General features: G+C 61.1%; 9 protein-coding genes. 1 reads left to right on the plus strand and 8 read right to left on the minus strand.

Annotated features, from left to right (window positions below):
* Positions 1 to 4: 4 nt before the first annotated feature.
* Positions 5 to 2,428 (minus strand): patatin-like protein, encoded by a 2,424-nt coding sequence (locus F0184_RS14050; protein ID WP_150496832.1) that lies wholly within the window; start codon positions 2,426 to 2,428, stop codon positions 5 to 7.
* 297 nt (positions 2,429 to 2,725) lie between these two features.
* Between F0184_RS14050 and F0184_RS14055 the strand changes: the two genes are divergently transcribed.
* Positions 2,726 to 4,171 (plus strand): adenylate/guanylate cyclase domain-containing protein, encoded by a 1,446-nt coding sequence (locus F0184_RS14055; RefSeq protein WP_150496833.1) that lies wholly within the window; start codon positions 2,726 to 2,728, stop codon positions 4,169 to 4,171.
* 50 nt (positions 4,172 to 4,221) lie between these two features.
* On the opposite strand, the gene F0184_RS14060 is transcribed toward F0184_RS14055, so the two are convergent.
* The 7 genes from F0184_RS14060 to rpsM all read right to left on the minus strand — a co-directional run bounded on the left by F0184_RS14060 (position 4,222) and on the right by rpsM (position 11,962).
* Positions 4,222 to 5,538: a replication-associated recombination protein A gene (locus F0184_RS14060; RefSeq protein WP_150496834.1), complete on the minus strand. Its 1,317-nt coding sequence runs from the start codon at positions 5,536 to 5,538 to the stop codon at positions 4,222 to 4,224.
* A 9-nt stretch (positions 5,539 to 5,547) separates the two neighbouring features.
* Complete coding sequence (locus F0184_RS14065) at positions 5,548 to 6,993, minus strand: DegQ family serine endoprotease (protein WP_150496835.1); 1,446 nt, start codon at positions 6,991 to 6,993, stop codon at positions 5,548 to 5,550.
* 129 nt (positions 6,994 to 7,122) lie between these two features.
* Positions 7,123 to 9,309, minus strand: coding sequence for a methyl-accepting chemotaxis protein (locus tag F0184_RS14070; protein ID WP_150496836.1), 2,187 nt, complete (start codon positions 9,307 to 9,309; stop codon positions 7,123 to 7,125).
* Positions 9,310 to 9,520: 211 nt separating this feature from the next.
* Entirely contained in the window at positions 9,521 to 9,946 is a 426-nt protein-coding gene (gene rplQ, locus F0184_RS14075; RefSeq protein ID WP_150496837.1) for a 50S ribosomal protein L17, read from the minus strand.
* A 79-nt stretch (positions 9,947 to 10,025) separates the two neighbouring features.
* Positions 10,026 to 11,048, minus strand: a complete 1,023-nt coding sequence (locus F0184_RS14080; protein ID WP_150496838.1) for a DNA-directed RNA polymerase subunit alpha — start codon at positions 11,046 to 11,048, stop codon at positions 10,026 to 10,028.
* 87 nt (positions 11,049 to 11,135) lie between these two features.
* Positions 11,136 to 11,525, minus strand: coding sequence for a 30S ribosomal protein S11 (gene rpsK, locus F0184_RS14085; protein ID WP_008191596.1), 390 nt, complete (start codon positions 11,523 to 11,525; stop codon positions 11,136 to 11,138).
* A gap of 68 nt (positions 11,526 to 11,593) precedes the next feature.
* Positions 11,594 to 11,962, minus strand: a complete 369-nt coding sequence (gene rpsM / locus F0184_RS14090) for a 30S ribosomal protein S13 (protein ID WP_150496839.1) — start codon at positions 11,960 to 11,962, stop codon at positions 11,594 to 11,596.
* Between the last annotated feature and the right edge of the window lie 109 nt (positions 11,963 to 12,071).

The raw sequence follows: 12,071 nt of genomic DNA on the forward strand, positions 1-12,071 counted from the left end.
CCGTTCAAACCACACTTTCCCCGATGTGAAAAGGACCGGGCGCCTCTTCTTCCACTGTCGCCCCTTCATCCCAAGCCGACATTCGCGCCCGGATGGCTTCGATTTCCGCGCCCATAGCCGGCAAATGAGCGCTGTCCTCATTCAGGATCGCCTCGAAAAGACCGCGCTTGATCTCCCAAATCTCCTTTTCCGGCAAGACGATATCCGGCGAGGCCGACAAGAGGATGGAAACAAGGCGTTCGGCGGCGTTCAACCGCCCCCACAGGTAATCGTGCTCACGCCAGCTGCGGTTAAAGAACGCACCAAACGAATTGAGCGCCTTGCCCTTCAATCCCAGCCCGTTGGGAGAAAGATCCCGGCAATCCTCTGGACTGATGCGATCAACCAGCGTTTCCACCACTTCCGAAAAGTCGTTGCGCTGCAAGACCGGGAATATCACCAGATCATAGAACGCATAGCCCACATAGGCCTCGATCAACCCGCGATACCAGGCTCCCTCCAAACCCTCCGCTGCCTCCTGGGCGAAAAACGCGTCGACCTGCTCGTCATGGGCCTCCATCGCCATATGATCGCCGACCTTGTCCAGAAAGGCCGAGAGAGTGGGCGAAGACGCGTCCGGCGTCCCTTGGTCGCAGGTGCCGCAGGAGACCAGCGCCGCGGCCAGGCCGGCAACTTCGCCATTATAGAAGGCTTTGCTCCAGCGGATTGTGAGACTGTCGATCTGAGCATAGATCCGGCTCTTGAGCCGGTCGAGGTCTTCCGCCTTCGGCCGGTCCGGATCCGGCGCATTGTAGTAGGTGTTCAATTTGCGAACGGCAAAGCGGAGCCGCCGGATGCGGTAGTCAATGTCGAACCGGCGCAACACGCCGATCACGGCAGCATCCGGCCGGAGCGGCGCCTCCAATACGCCGTTTGTGTGCGCCTCGAATTGCTGGTGGATGCGCGGTGCCAGATCCGTTTCGCTCAGGTCCATCCCCTGGCCGCGAGCGAGGCGCAGTGCCAGGTCGGAGAGTTGTTCGGCCACCGCATGAAGCTTCAATGCCTGGTAGTTGAGAAACGCAAAACCGGCCTTGGCATGCGCCGCCTCGTTCGCCTTTTTCCGGCATCGGGTCACAGCACCCGGCTTCATGCGCATCCGCAGCGGCATGATCCTGCGCACTGCCTTCTCAACGACCGGATCGGCCGCCGTGATGGTGCGGGCAAGCCAGCGGCTCCGCCGGTTTCGCGCTTCGATATCCCGCAATTCATCGCCGATTGGTTCGTTGCGCGGAATATGCGCCATCGAGGCGAAAATCACCTTGAAGAACCCCGGCAGTTCCTCTGTCGATACACCCGAGCGGGATTGGGACGGCGGAACCGGATCAACGTAAACGAGGCGCCTCGCCACCTCCCGGGACGCGGGACGATGCTGGATCGCCTCGACAACCGGCGCGAAGGGCTTGTTCATCACGACGCTGCCATCGACAAAGCAATGCCGTTCACGATGGGTGCCGGTCAGGTCGAGCCGGTCCCGAACAAAGGCCTCGCGATTTGGCCACTCTTCCCCGCGATCTTGCAGAACCCGATCCATCTCCGCGATTGTCGCAGGGTAGAACGCTCCGGGAAAAGATGCGGTCGCGCGCGCGGCGAAAACGAGATCCGCGACCCGGTCGGACCCGAATTCGCTGTCCAGCCCCCCGGCCGCGCGGTGACTTGCCTGAAACTTCAGGATCTTGCGGTGATCCCATTCTTCGATGAAGGCCGGATTGTCGATGCGGATGCGCCGGCGGCGGCCGGTGTAATCCGTGATCGTCACGAAAAGATCCAGGGATTGCCCCTGCGGAATCAGAGTGCCTGCGGGCGGACCGTGGTCTTCCATGCCGGTACACGCATCCAGCATCCAGCCGATGAACGCCTCGCCCGAGAACGGCGGCGTGAACCAGCGCGACTGCATGAAATGGCGCAGCTTCTCGCGTGTTTCGGGTTCGTCAACTTCGCGCTTCAACTGGGCTGCCACCACACGGTCCAGCATCGGTGACATGCCGGATTTGAGATAGCGGGCAAAGCCGTTCTGCTTGCGGGCCAGACGGGTCACATCGGCGTTCTCCAGCCAGAAGTCGCGATGCCCGTCGATCGGAAGATCGTGCGCGATCGCACGCGCCAGCATGATTCCGTTGACGCCGCCGGCCGAGGCCCCGGCGATCGCATCGGTCACGACCTTCACTTCCACCGACCGGCCAACGGCCTCCAAGAGCCGTCCATAGGCGACCTCGGCCTCAGAACGGGCCAACGGCGCTTGCGGCGCATCAATCGCCGCATTGGGCCGCGCGGATCGCTTCGCGGAAGCCCGCACAAGGTTCAGAACTTCGCGGCTGACCCCGTGCATATAGATGGCAAGGGACACCCCTCCGTAAAAAATCAGCGCCAATCGAAGTTCAATTTCCTTCATTCAAAAAGCGCCTTTTCACCCCGGCTTTAAAACGCCGATTTCCGACACGCTCAAGTGCGGCCAGGAGACTGTGCACCGACAAACATGTCAGCATTAAAGCAGTTACCCCGGGTTTAATTCCTTCTGTCCGGATCCTTCCCCCGAAGCCCCCCTTGGCAGCAGGCCATGGCGGCAAGCACGTCGTTTTTCGCTTTTCATTCCGGCAGCTGACCGCGATACTCCATGTCCACTCAGCCGTATCTTGAAAGCCGTTTCTCACCGGACGTGAGCAATAACCGGTGGTTGGAATTTGTTGAAATGACGGACAGCACCTCTTTTCGGTCCCCGAATGGCCTCCCCGCCGAAGCGGACGTACCCTTAAAGACCGACGATCCGCGGGAAGGGCTTGCGGAGAACAACGAGCATCTCAAGGCCGAACTGGAAGATCTCAGGCTCCTCTACAATGCGCTGATGGAACATGGGGAAGCCATCGAGGATCAGCTTGCGGAAAAAAATCGCCTGCTATCGGAAACCCAGTCGCGGCTCGATGACGCCATCAACGCAACATCCGAAGGGTTTTGCCTGTTTGACGCGGACGACCGGCTGGTGACGGCCAACGCACGTTTCCGCAACCTTTTTGCCTGCCCGCCCGGCGCGCCATTCGATGTCGGAACGCCGTTCGAGGACATTCTGCGCCATGCCATCGCTGCCGGTCAGCTGATGATTGACGGCAACGACGAGGATGTCTGGATCGAGGAGCGGCTGGCGCGGCGGACGGCCTCATCCGGCCCGTTCACGGAACGGTTCGCCGACGCCCGCTGGTGCCTGGTCAACGAACGGCGCACCCAAGATCATGGAATCGTCGCCGTCTATTCCGACATCACGGAACTCAAGACGCGGGAGAAGGAACTGGCCGACAAGACGGCCCAGATGGAGCAGCTGTCGAAACAGCTTGCCAAGTATCTCTCGCCGCAAGTCTACGATTCGATCTTCCAGGGCCGTCAGGAAGTGAAGATCGCCTCGTCCCGAAAGAAGCTGACGGTGTTTTTTTCCGACATCGCGGACTTTACCGAAACCGCGGATCGCCTGGCCTCGGAAGACCTGACCCACCTGCTCAACCAATACTTGACTGAAATGTCCCGTATTGCCCTGAATTTCGGTGCGACGATCGACAAGTTCGTCGGCGACGCAATCCTGATCTTCTTCGGAGACCCGGATACCCAGGGCGTGCGGCAGGATGCCGTCAACTGCGTGCGGATGGCCATCGCCATGCAGGAGCGCATGCGGGAACTGGAAGGCATCTGGCTTCAATCGGGCATCACGCGGCCCTTGAAATGCCGGATGGGCATTCATACGGATTTTTGTACGGTCGGAAACTTCGGAAGCGAGGATCGGCTCGACTACACGATCATCGGCCGCGGGGTGAACACCGCCGCCCGGCTCGAAAGTGCCGCGACGCCAGGCGACATCCTCATCTCGTATGAAACCTTCCTTCAGGTTCAAGACGAAATCGCCTGCGAGAAGGCAGGGGAAATACAGGTCAAAGGGCTCGCCTATCCGCTTTCAACCTATACCGTCCTTGGAGACAGGGCCACCATCGGGGCCCCCGCGGTCATGGATCTCGAAGGCATTTCCCGGCAACTGGATGCCTTGTGTTCCCTGGCACCGGGAGAGCTTCCGGCCGCCGAACGCGAACGCCTCATGCAATCCCTGAAAACCGCGTTGGCAACACTGGACACGGGCGGCGGCGAGAGCACCTCCTGAAACGAATAGATCACTTTGCGATCAATCTTGTCAGGAGATACTCCGGTGGCTCAGCCGTCCCGGCCGCCACGCTCCCGACGCAACCTTTCCCAATACTCGAGCCGCTTGCGGATCTCCCGCTCGAAGCCCCGATCCGGGGGATCGTAGAAGGTTTGGCGGCCCAAGGCCTCGGGGAAGTAATCCTGCCCGGAAAACGCCTCCGGGGCGTCATGATCATAGGCATACCCGGCGCCATATCCTTCAGCCTTCATCAGCTTTGTCGGAGCGTTCAGGATATGTTTGGGCGGCAGCACGGAACCGCTGCTCTTGGCGCTCCGCAGGGCCGCCTTGTAGGCGACATAGACACCGTTGGATTTTGGGGCGGTGGCCAGATAGACGACACATTGCGCGAGCGCGAGCTCCCCTTCGGGCGAACCCAGCATCTGATAGGCGTCCCGGGCCGCATTCGCCTGAACCAAGGCATTCGGGTCGGCCAACCCGATATCCTCCACCGCCATCCGGATCAGCCGCCGGGCGAGATACATGGGGTCTTCGCCGCCATCGAGCATTCGGGCAAACCAGTATAGCGCAGCATCAGGGTCCGACCCGCGAACGGACTTATGGAGCGCGGATATCAGGTTGTAGTGTCCGTCGGCGCTCTTGTCGTAGATCGGAGCGCGGCGCTGGACGATCTCCTGCAGGCGCGTGGCATCAAACACCTCGCCCTTCCCTGCCGCGCGCCAGACGTCTTCCGCGAGCGTGAGGGCGGAACGTCCATCGCCATCCGCCATGCGGACAAGAACGGCGCGCGCGTCGGCATCCAGCGGCAGAGGCCGGCCTTCCAGCTCTTCCGCCCGCGCCAGCAGCCGGCCAAGCGCGTCGATCGTCAGCGAATGAAAGGTCATGACATGCGCGCGCGACAACAACGCCGCATTGAGCTCGAACGATGGATTTTCCGTCGTAGCGCCCACCAACGTGATGGTGCCGTCTTCCATCACGGGCAGAAAGCTGTCTTGTTGGGCCTTGTTGAAGCGGTGGATCTCGTCGACGAAAAGCAAGGTCGCCTTGCCCGACACACGCCGGGCCCGGGCCGCCTCAAAGACCTTTTTGAGATCCGAGACACCGGTGAAGATCGCCGAGACCTGTTCGAACGCCAAATCCGTTTCATTGGCGAGAAGGCGCGCGATCGTTGTCTTCCCGGTCCCCGGCGGCCCCCAGAACACCAAAGACCCCAGCGAACGGGTGCGCAGCATCCGGGTCAAGGTGCCGTCCTCGCCCAGAAGATGATCCTGTCCGACAACCTGCTCCAGACTGGTCGGCCGCATCCTGTCGGCCAATGGCCGGTTGATGTTGCTGCCAAGCCCCGATGCGGTGAACAGGTCGCTCATGCCAAACGCCTAGCCCCGCAGCACGATGCGCCGGACCTGTCCATCGCGAACCACCTCCAACTGCCACAGGCGCGGTTGCTGGCGGGTGATCCGCTCAAGGGTTTGGGTTGTGTCGATGGGACGGTCATTGACCGACCGCACAATATCGCGTTTGCGCAAGCCGACGCGCGCGGCGGTCCCGCGTGGATCGATGTCAGCAATGACCACACCGTCATAGGTGGCGTCCAGGCGCAATTCCTCGGCCACGGCAGGCGACAGGTTCATTACGGTCGCGCCCTCGAAAGGCGAGTATTCATCCAACAGACGGGTATCGCGCGGGGTGGTTTCCGGCGCCCGTTGCAGCGGCACGGACACCGTCACTTCCCGGCCGCTGCGCAGAACCTGAAAGGAGGCGGTTTCACCGAGGCGGCGGGTTGCAAACCGGTAGCCGAAGGAGTCGGGATCGGACACCTCCTTGCCGTCCACGCCGACAATCAGGTCACTGATGCGCAGATCCGCCCGGTCCGCCGGCGACCCGCCGAACACGTTGGTGACAAGCACACCGCGCGGCCGGTCCAAACCCAGCGCTTCGGCGATTTCGGCCGTCACCGACTGAACCGTCGCGCCGAGCCAGGGCCGGCGCACCATGCCCCCGTCCTCGGCCGCATCCGCCACGAACCGGGCCATTTGCGCGGGAATGGCGAAGCCGATCCCGTTCGAACCGCCGGACCTTGAGAATATGGCCGTGTTGATGCCGACCAGCCGTCCAGCCATGTCGACCAAGGCCCCGCCGGAATTGCCCGGATTGATCGCCGCGTCGGTCTGGATGAAGAACTGGTAGTCCGTCACCCCGACCTGCGTGCGCGCCAAGGCCGAGACAATCCCTTGCGTAACGGTCTGCCCGACCCCGAACGGATTGCCGATGGCCAGAACGATGTCACCAACCTCCAGGCTGTCCCCTTCCGCGAATGCAACGTGTTCGAACGGACCGTCGCCGTCGATCCTGAGCACCGCAAGGTCGGTCCGCTCGTCCAGAAGCACGATTTCGGCATCGAACTCCCGGCGGTCGTTCAAGGCGACGCGGACCGCATCCGCATCCTTGATAACGTGATGGTTCGTGATCACGATCCCATCGGCCGAAATGATGACTCCCGACCCCAGCGATGACTGCACGCGCTCCCTGGGTGGACCGAAGCCCGGCCCCTGGTCGCCAAAGAAACGTTGAAAGAACGGATCGTTGAAAAACGGGGAAACGCGCTGGCGCTGCACCACCGTCCGGCTGGCATAGACATTGACCACAGCCGGCGCCACGCGTTTGACGATCGGCGCAAAGGACAACTTGATCTCGGCGGCATCGATGGGAACCTGCCGCTCTTGCGCCACAAGCGCCGCCGGGATCGCGATCATGGCCAGAAAAGCAAAAAGCCCAAGGGCGCGCGTTATCCCGCCGGGTACGCGCCACGTCGTGAACGCCATAAACATCTCCTGACTTCAGCCGAATCTTTCCGTGATCTTCTAGAGGTGAGATAAGAAGTTTTGAGGGCAAACACAAATGGCCCGGCAGATTGCCTGCCGGGCCATTTTTTGGATTGTCCCCTCCGCGGTTCAGGCGGAACGGACCTGCCGCAGGAACTGGTTCACTTCCGTATCAAGGCGCTGCGCCTGGGCGGAGAGCTTCTGAACCTCCTCCACGAACCCGTTCGCCGCGGCCGTCGAGTTCTCCGAGATTTGCGAGACATCCTGAATATCGGAGGAAACCTGGGACGTTCCGCCCGCCGCACGCTGGGTGTTCTCGGCAATGCCCTGGGTCGCGAAGCTCTGCTCTGTCACCGCCGCGGCGACCTCCGTGACCGACGCCGCGATCTGGGCAATCGTTTCCTGGATCTCTCCGATCGCGCTGACCGCATCGTCAGTCGCGGCGCGAATGCCGTCAATCTGCTGCTGGATCTCCCCGGTGGCTTTTCCGGTTTGCGACGCCAATTCCTTGACCTCGGAAGCCACGACCGCGAAGCCTTTACCGGCATCCCCGGCCCGGGCAGCCTCAATCGTCGCATTCAGGGCCAGAAGGTTGGTCTGGTCGGCGATATCGCTGATCAGCGTCACGACTTCCCCAATCCGGTTGGCCCCTTCCGCGAGCGAGCGCACGGTGCTGTTGGTGGATTGGGCCCGTTCGTTGGCCTGCTCGGCGACGGCTGACGAGCGCTCGATCAAGGAGGAGATCTGCTGGATCGAGCTCGATAGCTGGTCGGAGGCCGAGGCGATCGACTGAACTTCCGACATCGCTTCGCGCGACAACTGGGCCGCCCGGTTCGATGTCTCCCCGGAAGTGAAGGCCATTTTCTGCATGTCTTCGGCAGACCGGCTCAGCTCAGACACGGACCGGGTGACCGTTTCAACGACCTGCCCCACCGACGCCTCGAAATCGCTTGCCAGATCCTGCAGCATCTTCTGCCGCTGCTCCGATTGGTCGCGGGCGGCACGTGCATCTTCGGCAGCGCGCCGTTCCTGATCAGCGGCCGCGTTTTCCCGGATCTGCACCACAGCGCGCCCGATGTCACCGATCTCGTCGCCCCGTCTGGCGGCGGCGATCTCCACACCGGTGTTGCCGCTGGCAATGTTCTGCAGCGCCGTCACGAGCAAGCCCACCGGCTTGATGATGGACCTGGAAAAGAAGACGGCAACGACGGCTGCGATCAGAACCGTGAGGAGGGTCATGAGGATCATCGAGTCCCGCATTGCGGTGACACCGCTCAACGCTTCTTCAACCGACCTTTCCGCGACCAGTGCCCAGGTCTGTCCCCCGAAGCTCACAGGCTCGGCAAACGCCAGCCGTGGTGCGCCGTCCTTGCCGATCAGTTCGCCACCAGCCACCTGACCGCCAATCGCCGCACGGATCATGTCTCCGTCAACGGTTTCCCGCAGGGCTGTCGGCTCCCCGGCCAAGGGCATGTTGGTGATCAGCGTTCCACTGCCGTCGACCATGTAAACTTGCCCGGTCTCGCCAAGCCCGGCCCGCTGCATGGTCAGTTCGTCCAGGTAGCTGGACCCGATCCGCACCACCAGAACACCGCCAAGTTCATCACCGGCGAAAGACTGGACATATGCAGGCTGCGCCACGAAGAGCGAGGGCTCGCCATCGGCCGGGCCATAAGCGGCAAAGGACGAGAAGAACTGCTGTCCCTTTTCGCCCGCAAGCGCCTGTTCATAGAGCGAGGCAAGCGGCGTCCCGCTGAGGACATTCCCGCCGACACTCTCGAAAAAATCACCGGATTTGGTCACCGAATAGATAACCATTCCGTCCTTGTTGATCGCGTAGATGTCGCCATAGCCGGCATTCTTCCACGCCGAATAGAAGCTGCCATGCAATTCACTATGGCGCCAGGCATACATCGTCCGGCTATCGGACCCCGTCTGCTCGGCACGTGCAGCAGCGTCCGTCCCTTCCGGCTGAAAGACCGCAAGCAATTCGGCACGGTCATTTGCGGCCGTCTGCATGGTTCCGTTCAACTCGGTGAAGGCGAGCGCAGCTCCTGCGCCGGTTGCCAGATTCGACAGGTCGCTTGTCAGGGAAGACAGCTTCTGCGTCACCAGATCCCGGCGCGACTGGGCCAGCAGCTCGAGCTGCTGCTTTTCCGCATCCACCAAGCCGGAACGCGCATTGACATAGCCGCCAATGCCCACCGCGACGCATGTCAGGAAGGTCATCCCGATCATCAATGCCGGCAGGATGACCGACAAACGCGCAATCTTGTTCTTTTTCGTTCTGGACGTACCAGTGTCCGCCGCCGGCATGAGTAGCTCCTTCCACACAACCCCAAGTAACCACCTGAAAGTGCCGAAGCCGGGTTAAAATAGCTATAATTGCCGAGGCAGGCTTTTCTGTTTTTTCTAGTAAATCAGACCCTTAGAAAGACAGGGGGGCATATGGACCGTCCTGTTGAACGCAGAAACGGCGGACACGTGGCCCGCCGTTCCAGACTTGCAAACTGGCAGATCGCCAAAGTTACGCAGCGGCTTCCGCCGCTTCCTGGGCTTCCACGCGGACCCGGTCGCCAGCGCCGCGCGCTTCCGGATCGCGGTCGACGAGTTCGATCACAGCCATCGGCGCATTGTCGCCATAGCGGAACCCGGCCTTCAAAACACGGCTATAGCCGCCATTGCGTTCCTTGTAGCGCTCTCCGAGCGTGTCAAAGAGCTTCTTCACCATGGCCACATCGCGGATTTGCGAAATGGCCTGGCGGCGTGCGTGAAGATCCCCGCGCTTGCCCAAGGTGATGAGCTTGTCGATGATCGGCTTCATTTCTTTCGCTTTCGGCAGAGTCGTGACGATCTGCTCGTGCTTGATCAGTGCCGCAGCCATGTTGGCGAACATTGCCTTGCGGTGGCTGGCGGTCCGATTGAGCTTGCGGCCGGCTTTCCCGTGGCGCATGGCCCTCTCCTTTGTCTATCGGGCGGTCTTCCGTTGTTCCGAAAGTGACCCGGTTGCTCCGTGAAGGACGCGAACGCCCTTAATACTGATGGTCTTCGTAGCGCTTGGCGAGATCGTCGATGTTCTCAGGCGGCCAGTTGGCGACTTCCATGCCCAGATGCAGTCCCATCTGAGCCAGAACTTCCTTGATCTCGTTCAGCGACTTGCGCCCGAAATTCGGCGTGCGCAGCATTTCCGCTTCGGTCTTCTGAATGAGGTCGCCAATATACACGATATTGTCGTTCTTCAGGCAGTTGGCCGAACGGACCGACAATTCCAGTTCGTCGACCTTTTTCAAAAGGGCCGGGTTGAACGCCAGTTCCGGGACAGTGTCCTCGGCGACCTCGCGCTGCGGCTCTTCGAAGTTGACGAAGATGGACAGTTGGTCCTGAAGGATGCGCGCGGCAAAAGCGACCGCGTCATCCGGTTTGACCGAACCGTCGGTCTCGACGGTCAGGGTCAGCTTGTCGTAGTCGAGAACCTGGCCTTCACGGGTGTTTTCCACCTTGTAGGACACTTTCTTGACCGGAGAATACAGGCTGTCGACCGGGATCAGGCCAATCGGCGCGTCTTCCGGACGGTTCCGGTCGGAGGGGACATACCCTTTACCGGTGTTCACCGTGAACTCCATGCGGATTTCCGCGCCTTCGTCCAGCGTGCACAGCACCAGGTCCGGATTGAGCACTTCGACATCCCCAACCGTTTGGATATCACCAGCCGTCACGACGCCAGGGCCCTGCTTGCGAACAACCATGCGCTTCGGACCTTCGCCCTCCATGCGGATGGCGATTTCCTTGATGTTCAGCACGATGTCTGTCACGTCCTCACGCACGCCCGGAATGGACGAGAATTCGTGCAGAACACCATCGATCTGAACCGATGTCACGGCCGCCCCTTGCAGGGACGACAGAAGAATCCGGCGCAGGGCGTTCCCAAGCGTCAGACCGTAACCGCGCTCCAGAGGCTCAGCCACGACGGTTGCCAGAAACCTGGGGTCATCTCCCGGCTTTACTTCCAACTTGGTCGGCTTGATCAGTTCTTGCCAGTTTTTTTGAATCGTCACGTTTTGGCCCCTTCGGCTATCCCGCCCGGCTGTTCAGCCGCACCATTCTTTGCCATTGGAGAAACAGATACCTAAAGCCGGACGGCCTTAGACGCGGCGGCGCTTGCGCGGACGGCACCCGTTGTGCGGGATCGGCGTCACATCGCGGATCGACGTAATCAGAAAACCGGCTGCCTGCAGCGCCCGGAGCGCGGATTCGCGTCCAGAACCGGGACCACGCACTTCGACTTCCAAAGTCCGCATGCCATGCTCGGCAGCCTTTTTCGCGGCGTCTTCCGCAGCCACCTGAGCCGCATACGGGGTCGACTTACGCGAGCCTTTGAAGCCGAGGGCACCGGCGGACGACCAGGAAATCGTATTTCCTTGAGCGTCGGTGATCGTGATCATCGTGTTGTTGAACGTCGAGTTCACATGCGCGACGCCCGACGAGATGTTCTTGCGCTCGCGGCGGCGGACGCGCGTTGTGTCTTTTGCCATTTTCGTATCCTTAGTTCGATCTCTTCACTGCCGTAATCCCGGCAGCTCCACCACCGATCCCGGTGAGTTTACTTCTTCTTCCCTGCGATCGGCTTCGCCGGACCCTTCCGGGTGCGGGCATTCGTGTGCGTACGCTGGCCACGGACAGGCAGGCCGCGGCGGTGGCGCAGGCCGCGGTAGCAGCCAAGATCCATGAGGCGCTTGATGTTCATCGCCGTTTCGCGGCGCAAATCACCTTCGACCAGGTAATCACGGTCAATCGTTTCGCGGATCGACAGAACTTCGGCATCCGACAACTCGTTCACCCGCCGGGCTTCATCGATGTTGTTCGCCGCGATGATTTCCTTGGCAAATTTCGGGCCAATGCCATGAATGTACTGAAGCGCGATCACGACGCGCTTGTTTGTCGGAATGTTTACGCCAGCAATACGTGCCACGTTCATCTCCATTTGAATGCAGCTCTTGAGCTGCGGTTTTGTTATCCCCGCGTCCGGTGGAGGCCGGCCCTTGCAGGAGGTTCAATATGCCTGCCGGAGCAAAGCACAG

It is taken from the genome of Roseibium aquae (genome assembly GCF_008711285.1).
In the GTDB taxonomy this organism is placed as follows: domain Bacteria; phylum Pseudomonadota; class Alphaproteobacteria; order Rhizobiales; family Stappiaceae; genus Roseibium; species Roseibium aquae.

Coding starts and splice junctions, on each gene's coding strand:
- F0184_RS14050 (WP_150496832.1), bottom strand. CDS start 2,428: ATGAAGGAAATTGAACTTCGATTGGCGCTGATTTTTTACGGAGGGGTG.
- F0184_RS14055 (WP_150496833.1), top strand. CDS start 2,726: ATGACGGACAGCACCTCTTTTCGGTCCCCGAATGGCCTCCCCGCCGAA.
- F0184_RS14060 (WP_150496834.1), bottom strand. CDS start 5,538: ATGAGCGACCTGTTCACCGCATCGGGGCTTGGCAGCAACATCAACCGG.
- F0184_RS14065 (WP_150496835.1), bottom strand. CDS start 6,993: ATGGCGTTCACGACGTGGCGCGTACCCGGCGGGATAACGCGCGCCCTT.
- F0184_RS14070 (WP_150496836.1), bottom strand. CDS start 9,309: ATGCCGGCGGCGGACACTGGTACGTCCAGAACGAAAAAGAACAAGATT.
- rplQ (WP_150496837.1), bottom strand. CDS start 9,946: ATGCGCCACGGGAAAGCCGGCCGCAAGCTCAATCGGACCGCCAGCCAC.
- rpsK (WP_008191596.1), bottom strand. CDS start 11,525: ATGGCAAAAGACACAACGCGCGTCCGCCGCCGCGAGCGCAAGAACATC.